The sequence below is a fragment of the Roseateles sp. genome (genome assembly GCF_047654785.1).
In the GTDB taxonomy this organism is placed as follows: domain Bacteria; phylum Pseudomonadota; class Gammaproteobacteria; order Burkholderiales; family Burkholderiaceae_C; genus Pelomonas.
Window position 1 is genome coordinate 502452 of record NZ_JASGKQ010000003.1, and the last position, 19592, is coordinate 522043.

Genomic DNA, 19592 nt, shown 5'->3' on the forward strand with positions numbered 1-19592 from the left:
GGTGGCGATCTTCTTGGGCCTGCGCGGTTCAGCCAGCCTGGCCGAAGTGTCACCGACCGCCGTAATGGAGCCACCGATGTCCGCCGTATTGGAGCCAGCAACAGGTGGGTAAAACGGGGGTCCCGAGGGGTTAGGCCAGGGTGGATTTTGAGGGCTTTTGCGGTGCCGGTTTGGTGGCCGCCGCGATCTGTTTGGGCGCGCGGTACGACTGCCCGTCCAGCACCAGGCAGTAGGCGTTGTGGCGCAGCCGGTCGAGGCTGGCGCTGGCCAGCAGCCGGTTGGCTGGGAAAGCCTGGTCCCACTCGGTGAAGTCCAGGTTGCTGGTCACGATGGTGGCGGCCTGCTCGTAGCGCTCGGCGATCAGGTCGTGCAGGTCCTCATCGGCCGGCGCACGCAGCGGCTTCAGGCCGAAGTCGTCAATGATGAGCAGCGGCACACGGGCCAAGGTCGCCAGCTTGCGTTCATAGCTGCCGGTCGCCCTGGCCGCGTTCAGGCTCTGCGTCAGGCTGGCGCAGGTGGTGAAGACCACGTCCACGCCCTGGCGCACCGCGCAGTGGCCCAGCGCCTGGGCCAGGTGGCTCTTGCCGGTGCCGCAGGGCCCCACGATGAGCACGGGGGCCTTCTCCTGCAGGTAGCGTCCAGTGGCCAGGTCGTGCACGAGCGCGCGGTTGAGCTGCGGCAGCCGCTCGAAGTCGAACTGCTCCAGTGTCTTGGTGGTGCGGAACTGCGCGCGGCGCAGCCGCGTGCTGAACTTCTTCTGCTCGCGCCGCGCGACCTCATCGCTGATGAGCAGGGCCAGGAAGTCGGTGTAGGCCAGCTTGGCCTCGATGGCCTGGCGGTTGCGCGCCTCCAGGGAGTCAAAGATGCCGGACAGGCGCAGCTGCTTCAACTGCGGGGCGAGTTCGGGGGCGGGGTTCATGGGTCTTCTCCTTCGGGGTCAGTGCAGCAGCTCTTGCTGCGGGTGGGCGATGAGGTCGGCGAACAGCTCGGTGGCAGGCCGGGTGAAGCGGGTGCGGCCGTACTGCGCCGGCGTGGCCGCAGGCACGTCGGCGCGCTGGTCGGCGCCGCTCGCCAGGATGGTCTTGACGGTGCGGTAGTGGGGCGAGCCATGCGCCATGGCCCGTGCGCAGGCCGCCTCCAGCCGGGCGGCGCCGTAGGGCTTGAGCAGGGCCAGCACGCCTTGCGCGGCGCGCAGCCGCTCCAGAACGCGGTCGCTGAGCAGGTTCTCGATCAAGGCGGCGCAGGATGCGCCGATGTGCTCGGCCTGGGTGACGCACCACGCCCGGTCGCGACCGAAGAAGGCCTGCGCCTCGGGCGGCAGGTGCCCGCGCACGCTCACGCGCTGGCCGGGCTTGAGTCCTCGCGGATGGGTGGCGACGTGGCGGTAGTCTTCGAACAGCGCGACCGCCGCATCGGTGGCGCGCAGCCACAAGGTCTTGCCCACCAGCGTGAACGGTGCGGAGTACAGCACTCGCTCGAACTGCACATGGCAGTCGCGGTGCACGCTCACGCGGTGCCAGGTGCCCAGGTCGGGCGCAGGGGTGGGCAACGCCTGCAGCAGCGGTGCCTCCAGCGCGAACAAGCTCAGCGGAGTGCGCCGGGTGGTGCCGTGGCAGCGCCTGCCTGCCTCCTCAAGCACCCAGGCACGGGCCTGCGCGTTGAGGTCGGCCAGGTCGCGGAAGGTGCGCAGCGGCAGGAAGTTGCCCTTGAGGTACTTCACGCCGGACTCGACGATGCCCTTCTTCTGCGGATCGTGCGGTGGGCAGGGGTCGATCTTGAAGCCGTAGCCTTCGGCACATTCGGCGTAGGCGCGCTGCACGGTGGGGTCCTGGGCGCAGGCGCGGGTGATGGCGCACTTGGCGTTGTCGATGATGACGCGCTGGGGCACGCCGGCGAACCACTCGAAGGCGCGGCGGTGGCAACCCAGCCAGGTGGCCACGGTCTGGTCCCAGACGAACTCGACGTACTGGTGGCGGCTGCTGGCCAGCGTCATCACGAAGGCCCAGGTGCGCCGGGGCTGGCCGTCGGGGTGGATGAGCGTGGGGCCGGCGCCAAAGTCCACTTGGGCAGCCTCGCCGGGCTCGAAGTCCAGTCGGCAGGTGGTCTCAGGCGGCAACTGGCGGCGAACATCGGCCACCAGGCGGCGCACGGCCGAATAGCTGCCGGTGAAGCCGTGCTGGCGCTTGAGTGCGCCGTGGATGGCGGTGCCCGAGACGCCTTGCTCGAGCCAGGACGCGATGGCGCCGCGATGTGGCTCCAGCGTGGAGATGGTGCTGCTGGCCTTGCGCGGGCAGCCTAATGCCGCGGCGATGGTCTCATCGTCGGGCAGGGGCTGGGCGGTGTCCAGCCAACCGCGCTCGGTGGCCAAGCTGCGCCACTGCGCCGCCTTGGGCCGGCCCATGACGCGGGCCGCAGCGATGTCGCGGTCGGAGTCGCCTTGCCGCATGCGCAGCAGGGCCTGTCGATAGTGATGCATCTCGAATCTCCTGCGCGCCATCCCTGGCCCTCCGGGCAAATGGCCCGAAGGGTAGAGATGGCGTCGCGGTGTTCGAGACACCCGTCAACCCAGTGCCGACTGGCTCCTATATGCCGATCCGGCACTGGCTCCATGACGCCGATCACGCGCTGGCTCCAATATGCCGGTCAGCCGCTGGCTCCTACATGCCGATCACGCACTGGCTCCTATACGGCGGTCGGTGACACGAAGATGACGAGCAGGCTTACCAGATGATCCAGGCCAGCGAGCAGGTGCGCCGGGCATTGGCGCAGGCCGGTATCTCGCCGCGTTGATCGCGGCAGGGGCGGCATGGCCGCCCCGTCTCACTTGCCCCACCGAGCGCGTGGCCATCGCCGCATGGTCTGGATGCGGGGCAAGCCGCCAGAGTCGTCATGCCCCGCAACCGACAGCATATGTTGTTGGAGCACGTCAAGGCCAAGCCAGGCCATGGCCTGGTGCGCTGACGCGCAGCCTTGACGCGATCACCGCCCAGGCCTGCCACCATTCTTTAGCGGCTAAAGACAGGAAGAAACAGGGGCGCCGCAGGCGCCCCTGTTCGTGCGCGTATCGGCCAAAACCCGCATCAGGGGGTCTCAGCAATTACACTGGCGGGGATGTCGGGCCTGAGCGGCTGCAAGTCCTTGAATGCACAGGGACTTCACTGCAAAAGTACGACAGGGTGCGGTGGGGTTCTCCGTTGCTGCCAAGGGGGTAGAGAAGACCGCATCAGGCAAGCGGGTTGGCGACTTCACCAAAGGCCAGAAGGCGGCAGCCAAAGCTGAAAATGCTGCCGCCAACGGTGGCCAAATGAAGTGCACCGACTGCGGTAAAGCGGTCGAGAGCATCAAGAGTGAGAAGGGCGTGCCAACGCCCAGCAATCAAGCTCAGGTCCACCACGATCCCGCGATCAAAGACGGAGGCGGGCAGCACAGCACTCCGGTGGTCGTTTGCCCCGACTGCCATAAGGAGAGGCACCTCCATGAATGACGCTGCTTCTGGAACGGTGTCTCTCAAGTTCCGATTGGACGTAGAGGACGACTGGCCGCCCGTGGCGCTGGAGTCCTTGCCCTTCCGCAAGGTGGTGTCTGGCTACGAGACGTTGGCTGCGCCTCTGTTCGTCAAAGACTTGTCGGTAGGCGATGTGATCGAGGCGAAGATCGACGGCAAAAGTGAGGTCGAGTCATGGCGGCATGTCAGTAGGTCGGATCACACGACGGTCTGGCTGCTGAGGTTGAAGCAGCCGAACCAGATTGAAGAGGTGTTGGCCAAGTTGCGCGAGTTGGGCTGCAACTCGGTGGGGCTTGATGCAGCTGGTTGCTACGCGATTGATGTGCCGCCGACAGTTGGCATCGGCGAAGTTGATGCAGTCTTGGCGAGGCTGGATGACGCTGCTGTTGCCACAGCATTCCCTTCGATGCGTCACCCTGAATGAAAGGGCCAGGCTGCCACGCCAACCGACAAGCGTCCCCTCGAACAGGTGTCTCCGCGCCGCGACAACCTGTTCAAGTTGCCAGGTGACGCACTCGTGCAGCGTCGTGTAGGCGCCCTGGTCGTCAACCCTTGGCGCGAGCCCGCGAGGCATTCTTGCTTGCGCTCTTGTCCTCAGGCTCGATGAACCCGATAGACCGCTTGGGCGGATCGGGCGGCGCCATGAGCTGGCGCAGCGCCTCGAAGACCTGCTTGAGTTGCGCGCGGGTGTTGCGGCTGAAGGTATCGTGGTTGATCGCCAGCGCCTCGGTCTTGGCTTCGAGTTCGTCGAGCCGCTTGGCCAGCTCGCCGTGCGAGGTGGCGAGTTCGCGCAGGCGCACGAAGGCGCGCACGACGTAGATCGACACCTCCACCGCGCGCGGGCTGTTGAGGATGGTGGCGGCCATCAGCGCGCCATGCTCGGTGAAAACGCGCGGCGCATAGCGCCGGCCGCCGCGGCCGGGCGAGGTGGGGGCCTGGTCGTTTGAGGTCGCAAATTGCGACCTCAAAGCCCCGAACTCTTCGGCCGTGAGCGTGAACATGAAGTCGGCCGGGAACTTGGCCAGGTTGCGCTTGACGGCCTCGTTGAAGCGCTTGGTCTGCACGCCGTAGAGCGCGGCCAGGTCGGCGTCCACGATGACCCGCTGCCCGCGCACGGTGGCGATGCGCAGCGTGATGGCCTCGGGTGCCAGGGGTTGCAGCGCCGTCACCGCGCGCCCGCCTCGGCCAGCACGGTCTTGATCATGCGGGCGACGATCCCAACGGCGCGGTGGCTGGCTACCAACTCGCCAAAGGCATCGCGCACAGCCTGACGCAGAACACGCGCGGCCTGCCGCTGGTGAACCGGGACGCCGGGGTCATGCAGGACCAATACGGCTACGACGCCAACGGCAACGTCACGGGCATCACGGATCAGCAGGAAGGCCTGGCTAACTTGGGCGAGGCACGGTGCTCGACCCGCAGGCTTTGGCAGGTCAGTTCCGCCCCGGCCGGGCCAGCAGCTCCACCGCGTCGACGATGCGCCGCGCCTGTTCGGGCAGGCCGTGGCCGTCGGCGGCGGCCAGGGCCGACAGCCGCGCCAGCGCCTCGTCGCGCGGCAGCGAGAAGCGGTGCATCAGCACGCCGACGGCCAGCGCGGTCGGGTCCAGCGGGGCGGCGGCCGGGCCGGCCGGCGGCGGCGCGGGCATTGCGGCCGGCGGGGTGGCGCGCGCGAATGCGGCCTCCACGGCTGGCACGATCTGCGAGATGTCCAGCGGCTTGACCAGGTAGGCCACCGCGCCCAGCTCCTTGACCTTGGCGACCGTCGCCTCGTCGGCGAAGGCGGACAGGAACATGAACGGCGTCTGCAGGTATTCGCGCAGGTAGGCGGCGACGTCGAAGCCGGTCAGGCCTTCCATGCGGATGTCCAGCAGCGCCAGCTCGGGCCGGTGCTCGCGGGCGAGCAGGATGGCGTCGTCGCCGTTGTCGGCGTCGATGACCTCGAAGCCGGCCTGCGTCAGCCCGTAGCTCAGCGTCGCCAGCACCAACCGGTCATCGTCGACCACCAGGATCTTGCCCTTGCTCACGTGCCCCTCAGGAACTCGGTTTCGTGGGCGGATTGTGAACCACGCTGGGCGGCAGCAGCTCCAGCCGGCAGACGACGTCGCCGCCCTGCTGCTCCAGGCTGAGGATGGCGCTGCGCCGCGGCAGCAGCGCGCGCACCAGGCCCAGGCCCGACACGCCGCTCTTCACGCTCTGCAGCACGAAGCCGTCCGGCAGCCGGCCGGGGTTGACGATCTCGACGACGACGCCGGCCGCGTCGCAGATGAGCTGGCAGCGCACCTGCGCCTCGTTGGAGTGGCGCAGCGCGTTGCCCAGCAGCTGGTTCAGGCTGAGCGCGATGGGGATGGCCTCGGCCTCGGGCAGGCACCAGTCGTCCATCAGCGCGCCGCCCTCGGCGGCCGTCGTGATGACGCGGCCCTGGGTGCGCTGCACCGCGCCGACGATGGCGTCGAACACGCGCTTGAGCTGCAGCGGCCCGGCGGCGCCGACCTGCAGGCCGTAGACCTGCGCGATGGCCTGCACCTGGCCCACGGCGTCCTTCAGCACCGGCGCCACCTCGGGGCGGCGCGCGGCGATCTGCTGCAGCAGGCCGGCGACGCCCTGCAGGTTGTTCTTGATGCGGTGGTGCACCTCGCGCACCAGCAGCTCGCGCTGCGCGATGGCGGCCTGCAGCCGCGCCTCCTCGGCGGCGCGCTGCTCGGTCACGTCGCTGGCCACCACCAGCACCTGCTCGGGCGTGCCGCCGCCGCCGGCCAGGTGCAGGAAGCGGGCGTCCCAGATGCGGGTGCCGGCGTCCGCGCCGCCCAGGTGGTATTCGCGCTGCACCACGGCCAGCGACTCGCGCGCCTCGCGCATGTCGGCGCGCGCGCGCTCGGCCTGCGCGTCGCCGAACAGCGCGGCCGGGCCGTGGCCCAGCAGCGCCGCCTCGGGGCGGCCGGCCAGCGCGACGGCGGCCTGGTTGAGCCGTTCGATGTTCAGCGTCGCCGCGTCGTGCAGGCTGATCGCCAGCGGCGCGGCCTCGATGATGCGGGCCAGCGAGGCCTGCGCGACGCGGCGTTGCGCCTCGGCCTGGCGGCGGCGGTCGATGTCCAGCAGCGCGTAGGTGAGCTGCCAGCTGGCGGGGCCGGCGCCGTCCTCGCGCGGCGTCTGCACCGCGTTGCCGATGACCCAGAACTCGCGCCCGTCGCGGCCGCGCAGCCGGCACTCGAACACGTCGGCGCCGGGCGCGGCATGGAAGGGGTGGCCGGCGTCGTCCGGCGCCAGCACGCCCATGGGCCGGCCCTGCACGTCGGCCAGCTCGCAGCCGAACATGCGGCGGGCCGAGCGGTTCATCCACTCGATGCCGTGCGGCCCGACGGTGACGATGCCGACCAGCACCGAGTCCAGCACCGTGCGCTCGCTCTCGGCGCGCAGCTGCAGCGCGTTCTCGGCCTGGGCCTGGGCGGTCACGTCCAGCGTGACGACCGAGGTCGAGCGCTGCCCGCCGGCCAGCACGCCCGGCGCCACGCGCGTGAGCAGCCAGCGGCGGCCCAGCTCGGGGTGGCGCACGGCGTAGCGCACCTCGGCGGCGTCGCCGGTCTTGAGCGCGCGCTGCAGGCGCTCGAACTCGGGGACGGAGGCGGGCTCGACGATGTCGCGGTTGATGCCCTGCAGCGAGCCCACGGGCTGCCGGCTGCCGGCCTTGAACGGCGAGCCGCGGCGGTGCGCGGTCTGCCAGCCGGCCTCGGGCTGGAAGGTGGCCAGGCCGATGGCGGCGGTGTCCATCAGCGCGTCGAGCTGCTGGTGGGCGAGGTCGCGCTCGTGCGGCGCGGTCTGGTCGTCGAGCACCGCCAGCAGCCGCGTGCCGCCGGGCTGGCGCCACAGGCGCAGCCGCGCCTGCAGCCAGCGGGGGCGGCCCTGCGGGCCGGCGAACTCGGCCTCGGTGACGAGGGGGGCGTCCTGCGGCTGCTGGGCGGCGAGCGCGGGCAGGGGCGCGCCCTGCTGCCAGCCGAGCAGTGCCTGCAGCCGCTCGGGCAGGTCGGCGAGGCGGCGCGGCGGCGCGGCGCACAGCGCGTCGAACGCGGCGTTGCGGCACAGCAGCGTGCCGTCGGCGGCGTCGGCCAGCAGCGCGGGCAGCGGCGACAGCGCCAGCCATTCGTGCAGCGGCGGTGCGTCGGGCCCGGCCGCGTCGGCCGTCTCGGCGGCCGGGCTCAGGCGCGCGTGCAGCAGCCAGCCCGGGCGTTCGCGCAGCAGGTGCAGCGTGGCGCGCCGGCCGTCGGCGAGCTTCAGCGGCGGCGCGGGCGGCGGCGGGCGGTGGGTGTCGATGGCGTGGCCGGCCTGGCGCAGCCAGGTGTCCAGCCGGCTGCCGGCGGCCTGGCGCAGCAGCCGCCAGCCCTCGGCGGCGTCGGCGCCCAGCCAGTCGCGCGCGGCCGGGTTGGCGCGCAGCGCGGTGAGGTCGGGCCGCAGCGTCAGCACCGGGTCGCCGAGCAGGTCCAGCAGCGCGGCCGGAGAGGCGGTCGAGCCGAACATCAGTTCATTCGAGCTGGGCGGCCTTGTGCAGCGCCCGCAGCACGCAGGCGTTGACCTCGCCGGCACCGAGCAGCAGCGCGTCGGCGCGCTCGCGGTAGTCGAACACGTTGCCGGCCTCGATGGCGCGCACCAGCGCCAGGTAGGGCTGGTAGGGGCCGGCGCCGTCCACCAGCACCTGGCGCACCCGCTCGGGCACGGGGATGCTCTGCAGCAGCCGGTCGAACGGGGCCTTGAGCATGTGGTCCAGCAGCGAGAACAGGCCGCAGATGAACATCTCGTCGCGCAGCTCGCGCTCGCCCATGCCGGCGGCGAGTTCTTCCATCAGCAGGCCGCGGCGCAGCGCGCCGTACATGATGGGGCGCATGCTGTGGTCGCTGCTGGCGGTGGTCAGCAGCAGCGCCAGCCAGCGCTTCAGGCGCCCGTAGCCCAGCAGCATGATGGCGTGGCGGAAGCTGGACACCTCGACCGGCAGGCCGAAGGCGGCGGAGTTCATGTAGCGCAGCAGCTTGAAGGCCAGGCTGGGGTCGCGCTTGAGGGTCTGCTCCAGGCGCTCGACGTCCTCGCCCTCGTCCACGCGGGCCATCAGCTCGACGATGACCTGCAGGTCGGCGGCGATCTCGGCGCGCGCGCCGCCGGGCGCGGGTTCGTAGGGGCCGTCCATGGGCCAGCCGATGACGGCGGTGGCGCCGGCCTGGAAGGCGGCCTCGATGGCGTCAGCGCCGAGCAGCCCGGCGCACACCGGCGCACTGCCGGCCGGCGCGGCCTGGCCGGGCTCCACGATGACCTGGCCGAAGACGGCGGCGACCTCGGCGGGCAGCGGCGCGCCGGGCAGGCCCTTGAGCAGGCCGCGGTGGCCGGCGCCCTGCAGCGCGGCGAGCGCGGCGGCGTGGGCGGGGTCGGCGGCGATGAAGGCGGGCACCTCCAGGGTGGCGGGCTGGGCCGGCGGCTGCGCGAGCACGGCGGCCAGCAGCGCCTCGCCCTGCGGGCTGAGGACGGCGCCGCCGTCGGGGAAGGTGGCGGCCAGCGCGGCGAGCAGCTCGGCGTGGTCGGGCAGGGCGTCGGCGCGCAGCGGCACCAGCGTGAGCCGCGTCGCGGCGACGGCGCGCTGGCGGTCGATGACCGGGGCGTAGCCGAGCGCGACGCCGGGGAGCAGGGCGCGGCCGAGGGCGGCGGGGGTGGGGTCGGACATGGAACGGGGCGGGCGGTGGAGGCGGCAGTCTGCCATGCCCGCCCGGCCGCCCGGGCGTCAAATCGTGACGGCTTCACGCCGGCCCGCGCCGCGTCGCGCCGCCGGCCGCGGATCAGCCGGAGAGGTACTGGAACAGCGACATGCGCTGCACCATCGCGTAGGTCTTCAGCGCGGCGTCGTAGCCGGCCTGCTGGTTGCTGAATTCGGAGATGGCCTGGGTCATGTCCAGGTCGGTGGCGGCGCTCTGCTCCTGCTGGGAGTAGAGCTTGAGGGCGGACATGCGGGTCTCGCTGCCGTCGAGCTGGTTCAGCGCCTCGCCGGCCTGGCTGCGCGCGTTCTTCATCGCGCCCATGACGGCGTCGAGGTCGCGCAGCGCGTCGTTGTTGTCCTGCGTGATCTGGGCGCTGCCGCGGTTGGGCGCGAGCAGGTCGCCGATGGCGCGGTCCAGCACGTCGAAGGTCTTCAGCGAGCGGGTGGACGGGGCGATGGAGAAGTTGTCGCCGTCCGCCGGGGCGCCGGAGATGGTCATGCTCATGCCGTCGAACTGCAGCGCCTTGCCGGGCGTGAAGCTGCCGGTGGCGGGCGAGCCGTCGCTGGGCGGCGGGCTGATGGTGTAGGTCTGCGACGGCGCGCTGCCGCCGATGGCGATGCCGTAGGCCAGGCCGGTGAGCCGGGACGGATCGGTGACGGAGCCGCTGTCGATCCAGCCCTTGGCGGCCTGGCCGGGCACGAGGCTGTTGCCGGCGGCGCCGGTGACGAAGAAGCCGTTGCCGCTGGCCGCGCTTTCCCAGGCGTCGCGGCCGTCCATGGTGAGCGGGAAGTCCTCCAGGTTGCCGCTCTGGAGCTGGCCGGGCACGCCGACGTAGGCGACGCCGGTGCTGCGGTCCAGGAAGGGCGGGTTGGCCGAGCCCTGGCCGCCGAACACGTAGCCGCCCGCGCCGTCGGTGCGGTTGGCGATGGCCAGCAGCTGGCCGCGCAGGCCCTGGAGCTTCTGCGCGAGGGCGGTGCGCTCGGCGTCGGTGTAGCTGGCGTTGCCGGCGGCCACCATGGTCTCGCGGGCCTGCTGCAGCAGCTCGCCGGCATCGCCGAGCGCGGACTCGGCCAGCGCCATGCTGTTGCGGCTGGCCTCCAGCGAGCGCTGGTTGGCGTCGACGCGGCCGATGGTGGCCAGCGCGCGCTCGGCGCGCGCCGCGCCGGTGGGGTCGTCGCTGGCGTTGAGCACGCGCTTGCCCGAGGTGAGCTGCTGCTGGTGGGTCTGCAGCGCGGTCTGGCGGCGCTGCAGGTTGCTGATGGAGGCTTCGTAGAGGTTGGCGGTGGAGACTCTCATGGGGACGTCCTCGGGTCATGGCGCCGGACGCGGGCCGGGCGAGGGGGCTTCATCCGGCCAGGTGCAGCAGCTCGTCGAACAGCGACTGGGCGGTCTGCAGCACGCGGGCGGCGGCCTGGTAGCCCTGCTGGAACTGCATCAGCCGCGCGGCCTCCTCGTCGAGGTTGACGCCAGCGATGCTGGAGCGGGCCTGCTCGGCCTCGTCGGCCACGCCGGCCGAGATGCTGCTGAGGTAGCTGGCGCTCTGGGTGCGCGCGCCGATGTCGCTGAGGTGGGCGGCGTAGGCGTCGGTGACGGTGGCGCCGGGCTTCATCACCGGGTTGCCGGCGCCGTCCACCTTCAGCGAGCCGTCGGTGTTGCGCTGCTGCTGGCGGCCGATGAAGGCACGGGTCTGCAGGTCCAGGAAGGCCTTGGCGTTGCCGTTGTTGGTGTCGGTGTAGGTGGTGGGGTCGAGCGTGACGGTGTCGCCGGGGCGCGGCACGCCGCTGGTGTGGAGCTGGAAGCCGAGGTCGGTGCCCGGCGGCAGGTCGTTGCCGATCGGCTGGCTGGCGCGCCAGACGCCGCTGCCGCCGTTGGACAGGCTGTAGTTGACGCTGCCGTCCGCGTTGGCGGCGCCGAAGGTCAGGGTCAGCGGCAGCTGCGCGGCGGTGCCGGCGGCGAAGTTGCCGTTGACGGCGTAGACGCGCTGCACCTCCAGCGTGCCGGTGTTGGCGACGCCGGTGGTGGCCGTCATCGGCGAGGCGGCGGCGATGCCGTTGGGGGATTCGAGCAGCACCTTCATGCCGTTGGCGGCGGCGCCGACGGGCTCGACGATGAAGCTGTCGCCGTCCTGCGGCGCGGGGCTGCCGGGGAAGCTGATGCGCATGCCGTCCACCACGTCGCCGTCGGCGAAGGGCAGGGGCTGGCCGTCGGGCAGCTGCGTGATCTCGTAGCCGGCGGCGGTGACCTTGAGCAGGTAGCTGCTGGCCTGCAGCTGGCTGGCGTCGGCGATGGCGACCTGCGGCAGCGCGGCGCTGGGGTTGGCGGTGGCCGGCAGCACGCGCGGCTGCGCCACCTTGAAGATGTCGCCGCCCAGGCCTGGCGGGCTGGAGAGGTCCAGCCCGAGCGCGTTCTGCTCGTTGACCAGGGTGCCGATGGCGGCGGCGAGCTGGCCCAGCATGTTGCGCGCGTCCACCAGGTCGCGGTTCTGCACGCCCAGCAGCGCGGCGAGGGTGCCGCCGGTCAGGATGGACTCGTCCATCGGCCGCCGCAGGTCGCCCTCGCGCATGGTCAGCGCGGCGCGCGTGGGGTCGTAGGGGTCGCTGGTGACCTGCAGCGTGGTGGCCGTGTTGCCCAGCACCAGGCGCTGGCCGCCGCCGATGAAGACGCCCAGGCTGCCGTCGTCCGCGGGCACGGTGGTGACGGAGACGAACTCGCTGAGCTGGGAGATGAGCTGGTCGCGCTGGTCGAGCAGGTCGTTGGGCGCGTGGCCGCTGCCGCGGTTGGCGGCCACCTGGTCGTTGATGCCGGCGATCTGCGCGGCCAGGTCGTTGACGCGCTGCACGCCGTTGCGCAGGTCGCCGGTGATGCCGGACTGCATGGCCTCGACCTGGCCGCCGGCGTCGCGGAAGCGCGCGGCGAGGTCGTTGGCGCGGCTGAGCACCACCTGGCGCGCCGACGGGTCGGCGGGGCGGCTGGCCACGTCCTGCATGGCGTTGAGGAACTGGCTGGCGGCGTAGCCCAGGCCCTCGCTGCCCAGCGGCATCACCTTGCCCAGCCGGGTCAGCAGTTCGGCGCGGGTGGCGTCGCCGGCGGCGGTGGACTTGGTGGTGGCGGCCTGGCGGGTGAGGAACTGGTCGTGCGCGCGCTCGACGGTCTGCACGTCCACGCCGCGGCCGAAGAAGCCCGCGCCGGTGTACTGGCCGGGCGACGTGGTGAGCACCACCGCCTGGCGCGAGTAGCCCGGCGTGTTGGCGTTGGCGATGTTGTTGCCGACGGTCTGCAGCGCCGCCTGGTTGGCGAACATCGCGCGGGCGCCGAGGGTGAGCAGGCTGGGCATGGCGCGGCGCTCCTTCAGGCCAGCGTGCGCTGCACGCGCTGGGTGGTGGCGATGACGGCGGCCAGCTTGGTGGCGTAGGCCGGGTCGGTGGCGTAGCCGGCCTGCTGCAGGCCGCGCGCGAAGCCGGCGGCGTTGCCGTCCTGGGCCTGGGCCACGACCTTGGCGTAGCGGGCGTTGCCGCTGATCAGGCGGGCGTAGTCCCGGAAGGCCTCGTCGTAGCTGCCGTAGGCGCGGAACTTGGCCGTCACCTTGACGGCCTGGCCGTTGATGACCTCGGTGGTGCGCACGTCCACGGTTTTGCCCGTCCAGCCCGGCGTGGCCTTGATGCCGAACACGTTGTGGCTCTTGCTGCCGTCGGCGCCGACGATCTCGCGCCGGCCCCAGCCGCTCTCGTGCGCGGCCTGCGCGACCATGAAGCTGGCCGGGATGCCCGACGCCGCCGACGCCGCCTTGGCCGCCGCGTCGTGCTGCTGGATGAAGCCCTGCACGTGGCTCGGGATGCCCTTGGTGGCCAGCGCCGGCAGCGCCTGCGCCAGCGTGGTCTGGCTGGCCTTCCTGACGTTCTCGGGCGTCAGGTCCTGCGCGCCCATCTGGCGCGCCAGCTGCTTCTGGATGGCCTCGGACAGGCCGCCCGGCAGGCCGCTCATCTTGCCGGCGAACTGCGTGTCCAGCATCTCGGTGCCGAGCTGGGTGGCGCTGTTGTCCAGCATGCCGCTGGACAGCGTGGACGCGCGCATGCTCTTCATCACCTCCTGCATGAAGAGCGCCTCGAACTGCCGGGCGGTCTCGCGGATGCTGGCCTTGGGGTCGCGTGCGGCGGCGGCCTTCAGGCCGTTCAGCCCGTCGAGGCCGCTGCTGCCCAGGCCCTGGCCGGCGATCGACTGGAAGCTGGCCATCAGATCACCTCCAGCTCGGCGTTCAGCGCGCCCGCGCTCTTCATCGCCTGCAGGATGGCGAGCAGGTCCTGGGGCGTGGCGCCCAGCGAGTTCAGCGCCTTCACGACGTCCGCCAGCCGCGCGCCCGCGGCCATCTGGATCAGGCTGCCGGGCTCCTGGCGGATGGCGATGTCGGCCTTCTCGGCCACCACGGTCTGGCCGTTGGACAGCGCGTTGGGCTGGCTGATCACCGGTGTGGCGCTGATGGTGACCGACAGGCTGCCGTGCGCCACGGCGCAGGCCGACAGCGTGACCGCCTGGTTCATGACGATGGAGCCGGTGCGCGCGTTGATGACCACGCGCGCGGCCGGCGCGGCCAGGTCCAGCGCCAGGTTCTCGACGTCGGCCAGGAAGGCGACGCGCTCGTCCGGCGTGGCCGGCGCCTTCACGCGCACGACGCGGCCGTCCAGCGCTTGCGCGATGCCGGCGCCCTTGGCCTTGTTGATGGCCTGCGCGACGGCGCGGGCGGTGGCGAAGTCGCTGCTGTTCAGGTCGAACTGGAGGAACTCGCCCGCCGCCAGCGGCGTGGGCACGGCGCGCTCCACCAGGGCCCCGGCGGGGATGCGGCCGGCGCTGAGGTGGTTGATCTGCACCTTGGAGCCGCCGGCCGCCGCGCCCGCGCCGCCCACCACCAGGTTGCCCTGGGCGAGGGCGTAGATCTGCCCGTCGGTGCCGCGCAGCGGCGTGGCGATCAGCGTGCCGCCGCGCAGGCTCTTGGCGTTGCCGATGGAGGAGACATTGATGTCCAGCGGCTGGCCGGGCTGCGCGAACGGCGGCAGCGAGGCCGTCACCATGACGGCGGCGATGTTGCGCGGCTGCATGGTCACGCCCGGGGGCAGGATGACGCCGAACTGCTGCAGCATCGCCGTCAGGCTCTGGCCGGTGAACGGCGCCTGCGTGGTCTGGTCGCCGGTGCCGTCCAGGCCCACGACCAGGCCGTAGCCGGTCAGCGGGTTGGAGCGCACGCCCGCGACGGCGGCGACTTCCTTGATGCGGGCGGCCCGGGCCGGCGCGAGCGGCGCCAGCACGACGGCCAGGCAGAGGAGGAGGGCAGGCAGGGACTTCACTCGACCGATTCTGCGGAGGCTTGAGCCCGCGAAGCCGCCGAAAAGGCGGCGGCCGCGGCCGCTATTCGGGGCAAGGACGGCCGCCCGGCGGAGCGTCGGTGCTTCTGAAAATGGGGTCAGAGTCGATTTATTTAATTGACTCTGACCCCATTTTGAGTTTGAACGGCGCGTGCTCGTTCAGTTCGCTCAGGTAGCTGTCCATCGCCGCGCCCTCGCGGGCCAGGAAGTCGTCGACGGCCGCGGCGAAGGCCGGGTGCGCCAGCCAGTGGCTGGACGCCGTCGGCGTGGGCAGCAGCCCGCGCGCGATCTTGTGCTCGCCCTGCGCGCCGCCCTCGAAACGCTGGTAGCCGTGGGCGATGCACCAGGCCAGCGGCTGGTAGTAGCAGGCATCGAAGTGCAGGCAGGGGATGGGCTCGGCCGCGCCCCAGTAGCGGCCGAAGGCGGCGCGGCGCGCGGGGTCGAGCGCGACCAGCGACGCGGCGACGCGCCGGCCTTCGCGGCGGGCCGTGAACATCAGCCAGTGCCCGGGCATGTCGCCGGCCATGCGGGCGAAGAAATCGCGCGTCAGGTAGGGCCGGCTGTGGTGCTCGCGGTAGGTCTGCTGGTAGCAGCGGTAGAAGAAATCCCAGTCCTCGCCGGTGATGGCCGCGCCCTCGCGGGCCTCGAACGCGACGCCGGCCTCGCGCACGCGGCGCTGCTCCTGCTGGATCTTCTTGCGCTTGTCGCGCTGCAGCCGGGCGAGGAAGGCGGCGAAGTCGGCGTCACCGGCCGCCGTCCAGTGGAACTGCACGCCGTGGCGCGCCATGCAGCCGGCGGCGGCGAGCGCGGCCTGGTCGGCCTCGTCGCCGAACAGCACGTGCAGCGACGACGCGCCGGCGTCCCGCGCCAGCGCAAGCAGCGCCTGCGCGAGCCGCCCGCGCGCCGCGTCGTCCACGGCCAGCAGCCGGCTGCCCGGCACCGGCGTGAAGGGCACGGCGACCAGCAGCTTGGGGTAGTAGGCCAGGCCGTGGCGCTGGTAGGCGTCGGCCCAGGCCCAGTCGAACACGTATTCGCCGTAGCTGTGCGACTTCAGCCAGGCCGGGCAGGCGGCGACCAGCGCATCGCCGCGCCACAGCGACACGAACCGCGGCCGCCAGCCGGTGGCCGCCGTCGCGCTGCCGCTGGCGTGCAGCGCATGCAGATAGGCCCGGCGCATGAAGGGCGTCGGCCGCGCCTGGGCGGCGAGCAGCGCATCCCACGGGCCCTCGGGCAGCGCGTCGGGCGAGTCGTCCACGCGGACGACAATGCCGGTCTCGTTGTCTGAACTGCTGCTACCCATGCCCTCGCCCCTGAAGATCGCCCTGGCCCAGATCAACGTCGTCGTGGGCGACCTGCCGGGCAATGCGGACCGCATCATGGCCCAGGCGCGCGCGGCGCATGCGGCCGGGGTCGATCTGCTCGTCACGCCCGAGCTGGCGCTGTGCGGCTATCCGCCCGAGGACCTGCTGCTGCGCCCGGCCTTCCTCGCCGCCTGCGACGAGCAGCTGCGCCGCATCGCCGCCGAACTCGCCGGGCTGCCGGGCCTGCACGCCGTCGTCGGCCACCCGCTGGCGCGCGAGCAGGGCGCCGTGCGCGAGCGCAGCTGGTCGCTGCCGCCCTGCCTGAACGCGGCCTCGGTGCTGGCGGGCGGGCGGGTGCTGGCCACCTACGCGAAGCGCGAACTGCCGAACTACCAGGTGTTCGACGAGCGGCGCTATTTCGCCCCCGGCGAAGCGGCCGTCGTCGTGGACGTGAAGGGCACGCGCGTCGGCCTGCTGATCTGCGAGGACGCCTGGTTCGACGCGCCGGCCGCCACCGCCCAGGCTGCGGGCGCCGAGCTGCTGTGCGTCCTCAACGCCTCGCCCTTCCACGTCGGCAAGGTCGCGGAGCGCGAGGCGCGCATGGCCGAGCGCGCGCGGGCCGTCGGGCTGCCGCTGGTCTACGCGCACCTGGTGGGCGGGCAGGACGAGATGGTGTTCGACGGCGCCTCCTTCGCCGTGCAGGCCGACGGCGCGCTGGCCGCCCGCGCGGCGATGTTCGAGGAGTCGCAGCTCGTCGTCGCGCTGGACGCGGCCGGCCGGCTGCACGGCGCGGTCGCGCCGGAGCCGGCGATGGAGGCCCAGGTCTGGCAGGCGCTGGTGACCGGCGTGCGCGACTACCTCGGCAAGAACGGCTTCCCCGGCGCCCTCCTGGGCCTGTCGGGCGGCATCGACTCGGCGCTGGTGCTGGCGATCGCGGTGGACGCGCTGGGCGCCGACAAGGTGCGCGCGGTGATGATGCCCTCGCCCTACACGGCCGACATCTCGTGGATTGACGCGCGCGACATGGCCGCCCGCCTCGGCGTGCGCTACGACGAGCACTCCATCGTGCCGATGTTCGACGCCTTCAACGCGACGCTGGCCGAGGAGTTCCGGGGCCTGGCGCCGGACGCGACCGAGGAGAACATCCAGGCGCGCATCCGCGGCACGCTGCTGATGGCGCTGTCCAACAAGTTCGGCAGCATCGTGCTGACGACGGGCAACAAGAGCGAGATGGCGACCGGCTACTGCACGCTCTACGGCGACATGGCCGGCGGCTTCGCCGTCATCAAGGACGTGGCCAAGACGCTGGTCTTCCGCCTCGCGCGCTGGCGCAACGCGCAGGGGCGGGAAATCATCCCCGAGCGCATCATCACCCGCCCGCCCTCGGCCGAGCTGCGCCCCGACCAGAAGGACGAGGACAGCCTGCCGCCCTACGAGGTGCTGGACGCGATCCTGGCGCGCTACATGGAGCAGGACCAGTCCATCGCCGAGATCGTCGCGGCCGGCTTCAAGCCCGAGGACGTGGAGCGCGTGACGCGGCTCATCAAGATCAACGAGTACAAGCGCCGCCAGGCGCCGGTGGGCATCCGCATCACGCACCGCGGCTTCGGGCGCGACTGGCGCTACCCGATCACCTCGAAATTCCGCGCTTAAACTTTTCCCGTCATCAGGAGCCCGCCATGAAGCAGATCACCGCCATCATCAAACCCTTCAAGCTCGACGAGGTGCGCGAGTCGCTGGCCGAGGTGGGCGCGGCCGGCCTGACGGTCACCGAGGTCAAGGGCTTCGGCCGCCAGAAGGGCCACACCGAGCTGTACCGCGGCGCGGAGTACGTGGTGGACTTCCTGCCCAAGGTGAAGGTCGAGGTGGTCGTCAAGGACGAGGACGTGGAGCGCTGCATCGACGCCATCCTGAAGGCCGCCAAGACCGGCAAGATCGGCGACGGCAAGATCTTCGTGACGCCCGTGGAGCAGGTCGTCCGCATCCGTACCGGCGAGACCGACGAGGCGGCGGTCTGAGCTAACTAGCGCAGGTGCTGCCAGGCGGCGGCCGCCCACACGCCGCCGGCCAGCAGCAGCGACAGCAGCACGGCGGCGCTGGCGATGTCCTTGGCGCGCTTGGAGAGCTCGTGCAGCTCGAAGGACACGCGGTCGACGGCCGCCTCGATGGCCGAGTTCAGCAGTTCGACGATCAGCACGATCAGCAGCGAGCCCAGCAGCAGCGCGACCTGCACCCAGTCCCGCCCCAGCCAGCAGGCCAGCGGCACGGCGACCAGCGCCAGCCAGGTCTCCTGCCGGAAGGCGCTCTCGCCGGTGTAGGCGGCCTTGAGCCCGGCCCAGGAGTAGCCGGCGGCGTGCAGGATGCGGTCCAGGCCGGTGCGGCCTTTGTGCGGGTTGCTCATGGGCGGCGGACGGGAAGCTGGGTGACGATGCGCGTGCCGCAGATCAGGTCGTGCAGGAACTGGCGCTGCGGGTGCAGCCGGGCGATCAGCAGGTAGCCGGCGATGCCGGCGACCAGCGCGCCGGCGATGGCGCCGCCGCCGTGCAGGCCCAGCGCCCAGACGCTGAGCAGCGCGGGCAGGAACCACAGCCAGCCGAACAGGTAGCGCAGCAGCGCACGGCCCCGGCCCAGCGGGCGGCCGGCGGCGTCGACGACGCGCAGGTGCCAGGTCTTCATCGCCAGCGTCTGGCCGGAGCGGGTCCAGAAGCCGACGAAGTACAGCCCCAGCACGACGAACAGGAACACGCCCAGCCCGGCGCGGCCCTGCAGCGCGTGCTGCTGGCGGGTCAGCACCGAGTACAGGAAGCCGGCGAAGAAGACGACGCCGAACAGCAGCACGCCTTCGTACAGGAAGGCGGCGAAGCGGCGCGCCAGGCCCGGCGGCACGGCGCCGGTGTCGGGGGCCGGCGCGGTCATCGGTGCGGGGCGGACGCGGGCGGCGTCTGCGTCAGCGGCAGCAGCGTGTGCGGGTCGATCAGCCGGGGATCGGCCACCATCCGGGGCTGGCCGGCCGCCTGGTGGCGGGGCAGGGCGATGTCGCGGGTGATGAGCACCGTGGTGGCGCCGGGCCGGGCCTGCATGAGGCTGCCGGTCACCAGCCTGGGCGCCGCGAGCCGGGCCGGCGCGGGCCGGTGGCTGGACGGGGGCGGAGCGATCAGCGCCCTGGCCGGGCGCGCGGGCGCGGCGGCCTGCGCCCGGCGGCGCGCCAGGGCCTTGTCGGCCAGCGCCCGGCGCTCCTGCTCCGGCAGCGCCTGGTAGGCCTCCCAGCGGGCCTGGCGCTGCTCGGCGGTCAGCTGCCGGGCGACCTGGAAGCCGATGCGGGCGTTCAGGCGGGCGGCCGGGTCGAGCTGGCTCCAGTCGCGCATGCGGTCGTGCACGCGCTTGATTTCCTCGCCCGACATGGTGGCCAGCGTCGGCGTGGCGCTGAGCCATTTGCTGCGCTGTTCGTCGGCGATGCCGGCCCAGTCGCGCTGCAGCGGCGCAAGCAGCGCCTGCTGCTTGGGCGTCAGGCCGTCCCAGGTGGCCGGCGGCACGCTGAGCGCCGCGGGCGCCACCGGCTTGGCCAGCGGCCGGAGCCGGCCGGCGCGCGGCGTCGTCGTTTGGGGGAGGCTGGCGGCGCTGGCGGCAGGCGGCGGCGCGGCCGGGGCGTCGGGGGCCTGCGCCAACGCAGAAAACCCCGCCGCGCCGAGCAGCAGGGCCATCG

At 72.2% G+C, this 19592-nt stretch carries 19 protein-coding genes; 4 read left to right on the plus strand and 15 right to left on the minus strand.

The annotated features are described in order from the left end of the window. Window positions 1-130: 130 nt before the first annotated feature. A complete protein-coding gene (gene istB / locus QM788_RS11420; RefSeq protein WP_415659531.1) occupies window positions 131-919 on the minus strand; it encodes an IS21-like element helper ATPase IstB in 789 nt (262 codons plus the stop codon). An 18-nt stretch (window positions 920-937) separates the two neighbouring features. Then, window positions 938-2476, minus strand: a complete 1539-nt coding sequence (gene istA, locus QM788_RS11425) for an IS21 family transposase (protein WP_415660291.1) — start codon at window positions 2474-2476, stop codon at window positions 938-940. 666 nt (window positions 2477-3142) lie between these two features. Between istA and QM788_RS11430 the strand changes: the two genes are divergently transcribed. Together QM788_RS11430 and QM788_RS11435 are read left to right on the plus strand one after the other, a co-directional pair. Then, the gene (locus tag QM788_RS11430) at window positions 3143-3484 is read left to right on the plus strand and encodes a hypothetical protein (RefSeq protein WP_415661608.1); all 342 of its coding nucleotides are present in this window, start codon (window positions 3143-3145) and stop codon (window positions 3482-3484) included. Further along, window positions 3477-3929, plus strand: coding sequence for a DUF4265 domain-containing protein (locus tag QM788_RS11435; protein WP_415661609.1), 453 nt, complete (start codon window positions 3477-3479; stop codon window positions 3927-3929). The genes QM788_RS11430 and QM788_RS11435 overlap by 8 nt, the downstream gene beginning before the upstream one ends. A 121-nt stretch (window positions 3930-4050) precedes the next feature. Here the strand turns inward: QM788_RS11435 and QM788_RS11440 are convergent, their stop codons facing one another. The 10 genes from QM788_RS11440 to QM788_RS11485 form a co-directional block, all read right to left on the minus strand. Beyond that, entirely contained in the window at window positions 4051-4674 is a 624-nt protein-coding gene (locus tag QM788_RS11440; protein ID WP_415661610.1) for an ORF6N domain-containing protein, read from the minus strand. Beyond that, window positions 4671-4835: a hypothetical protein gene (locus QM788_RS11445; RefSeq protein ID WP_415661611.1), complete on the minus strand. Its 165-nt coding sequence runs from the start codon at window positions 4833-4835 to the stop codon at window positions 4671-4673. Before QM788_RS11445 ends, QM788_RS11440 begins: the two co-directional genes overlap by 4 nt. A gap of 103 nt (window positions 4836-4938) precedes the next feature. Then, a complete protein-coding gene (locus QM788_RS11450; protein ID WP_415661612.1) occupies window positions 4939-5529 on the minus strand; it encodes a response regulator in 591 nt (196 codons plus the stop codon). 7 nt (window positions 5530-5536) lie between these two features. Then, window positions 5537-8014: a sensor histidine kinase gene (locus QM788_RS11455; protein ID WP_415661613.1), complete on the minus strand. Its 2478-nt coding sequence runs from the start codon at window positions 8012-8014 to the stop codon at window positions 5537-5539. A gap of 4 nt (window positions 8015-8018) precedes the next feature. After that, on the minus strand, window positions 8019-9203 hold the full coding sequence (locus tag QM788_RS11460) for an EAL and HDOD domain-containing protein (RefSeq protein ID WP_415661614.1): 1185 nt from the start codon (window positions 9201-9203) through the stop codon (window positions 8019-8021). A gap of 112 nt (window positions 9204-9315) precedes the next feature. Next, complete coding sequence (gene flgL / locus QM788_RS11465) at window positions 9316-10530, minus strand: flagellar hook-associated protein FlgL (RefSeq protein ID WP_415661615.1); 1215 nt, start codon at window positions 10528-10530, stop codon at window positions 9316-9318. A gap of 49 nt (window positions 10531-10579) precedes the next feature. Next, the gene (gene flgK, locus QM788_RS11470; RefSeq protein WP_415661616.1) at window positions 10580-12568 is read right to left on the minus strand and encodes a flagellar hook-associated protein FlgK; all 1989 of its coding nucleotides are present in this window, start codon (window positions 12566-12568) and stop codon (window positions 10580-10582) included. Window positions 12569-12582: 14 nt separating this feature from the next. Then, window positions 12583-13464: a flagellar assembly peptidoglycan hydrolase FlgJ gene (flgJ, locus tag QM788_RS11475; RefSeq protein ID WP_415661617.1), complete on the minus strand. Its 882-nt coding sequence runs from the start codon at window positions 13462-13464 to the stop codon at window positions 12583-12585. Then, window positions 13464-14570 carry a flagellar basal body P-ring protein FlgI gene (locus tag QM788_RS11480; RefSeq protein WP_415661618.1) on the minus strand — a complete coding sequence of 369 codons (1107 nt, stop codon included), beginning with the start codon at window positions 14568-14570 and terminating at the stop codon, window positions 13464-13466. Before QM788_RS11480 ends, flgJ begins: the two co-directional genes overlap by 1 nt. A gap of 127 nt (window positions 14571-14697) precedes the next feature. Further along, complete coding sequence (locus QM788_RS11485; RefSeq protein ID WP_415661619.1) at window positions 14698-15888, minus strand: GNAT family N-acetyltransferase; 1191 nt, start codon at window positions 15886-15888, stop codon at window positions 14698-14700. Here QM788_RS11485 and QM788_RS11490 point away from each other — a divergent pair. Further along, a complete protein-coding gene (locus tag QM788_RS11490) occupies window positions 15887-17542 on the plus strand; it encodes an NAD+ synthase (RefSeq protein WP_415661620.1) in 1656 nt (551 codons plus the stop codon). The genes QM788_RS11485 and QM788_RS11490 overlap by 2 nt on opposite strands. Window positions 17543-17568: 26 nt before the next feature. Beyond that, window positions 17569-17907: a P-II family nitrogen regulator gene (locus tag QM788_RS11495; RefSeq protein ID WP_415661621.1), complete on the plus strand. Its 339-nt coding sequence runs from the start codon at window positions 17569-17571 to the stop codon at window positions 17905-17907. Window positions 17908-17912: 5 nt separating this feature from the next. On the opposite strand, the gene QM788_RS11500 is transcribed toward QM788_RS11495, so the two are convergent. From QM788_RS11500 to QM788_RS11510, 3 genes are read right to left on the minus strand one after another with little or no spacing between them, the layout of a single operon-like run. Further along, window positions 17913-18290: a diacylglycerol kinase gene (locus QM788_RS11500; RefSeq protein WP_415661622.1), complete on the minus strand. Its 378-nt coding sequence runs from the start codon at window positions 18288-18290 to the stop codon at window positions 17913-17915. Beyond that, the gene (locus tag QM788_RS11505) at window positions 18287-18805 is read right to left on the minus strand and encodes an RDD family protein (RefSeq protein ID WP_415661623.1); all 519 of its coding nucleotides are present in this window, start codon (window positions 18803-18805) and stop codon (window positions 18287-18289) included. Before QM788_RS11505 ends, QM788_RS11500 begins: the two co-directional genes overlap by 4 nt. After that, a complete protein-coding gene (locus QM788_RS11510; protein WP_415661624.1) occupies window positions 18802-19590 on the minus strand; it encodes a DUF3106 domain-containing protein in 789 nt (262 codons plus the stop codon). Before QM788_RS11510 ends, QM788_RS11505 begins: the two co-directional genes overlap by 4 nt. Between the last annotated feature and the right edge of the window lie 2 nt (window positions 19591-19592).

Excerpts from the sequence above, each read along its gene's own strand:
- QM788_RS11460 (WP_415661614.1), bottom strand. The coding sequence starts at position 9,203 with ATGTCCGACCCCACCCCCGCCGCCCTCGGCCGCGCCCTGCTCCCCGGC.
- QM788_RS11510 (WP_415661624.1), bottom strand. The coding sequence starts at position 19,590 with ATGGCCCTGCTGCTCGGCGCGGCGGGGTTTTCTGCGTTGGCGCAGGCC.
- QM788_RS11505 (WP_415661623.1), bottom strand. The coding sequence starts at position 18,805 with ATGACCGCGCCGGCCCCCGACACCGGCGCCGTGCCGCCGGGCCTGGCG.
- QM788_RS11435 (WP_415661609.1), top strand. The coding sequence starts at position 3,477 with ATGAATGACGCTGCTTCTGGAACGGTGTCTCTCAAGTTCCGATTGGAC.
- QM788_RS11485 (WP_415661619.1), bottom strand. The coding sequence starts at position 15,888 with ATGGGTAGCAGCAGTTCAGACAACGAGACCGGCATTGTCGTCCGCGTG.
- flgJ (WP_415661617.1), bottom strand. The coding sequence starts at position 13,464 with ATGGCCAGCTTCCAGTCGATCGCCGGCCAGGGCCTGGGCAGCAGCGGC.
- QM788_RS11430 (WP_415661608.1), top strand. The coding sequence starts at position 3,143 with ATGCACAGGGACTTCACTGCAAAAGTACGACAGGGTGCGGTGGGGTTC.
- QM788_RS11455 (WP_415661613.1), bottom strand. The coding sequence starts at position 8,014 with ATGTTCGGCTCGACCGCCTCTCCGGCCGCGCTGCTGGACCTGCTCGGC.
- flgL (WP_415661615.1), bottom strand. The coding sequence starts at position 10,530 with ATGAGAGTCTCCACCGCCAACCTCTACGAAGCCTCCATCAGCAACCTG.
- istA (WP_415660291.1), bottom strand. The coding sequence starts at position 2,476 with ATGCATCACTATCGACAGGCCCTGCTGCGCATGCGGCAAGGCGACTCC.
- istB (WP_415659531.1), bottom strand. The coding sequence starts at position 919 with ATGAACCCCGCCCCCGAACTCGCCCCGCAGTTGAAGCAGCTGCGCCTG.
- QM788_RS11495 (WP_415661621.1), top strand. The coding sequence starts at position 17,569 with ATGAAGCAGATCACCGCCATCATCAAACCCTTCAAGCTCGACGAGGTG.
- flgK (WP_415661616.1), bottom strand. The coding sequence starts at position 12,568 with ATGCCCAGCCTGCTCACCCTCGGCGCCCGCGCGATGTTCGCCAACCAG.
- QM788_RS11500 (WP_415661622.1), bottom strand. The coding sequence starts at position 18,290 with ATGAGCAACCCGCACAAAGGCCGCACCGGCCTGGACCGCATCCTGCAC.
- QM788_RS11490 (WP_415661620.1), top strand. The coding sequence starts at position 15,887 with ATGCCCTCGCCCCTGAAGATCGCCCTGGCCCAGATCAACGTCGTCGTG.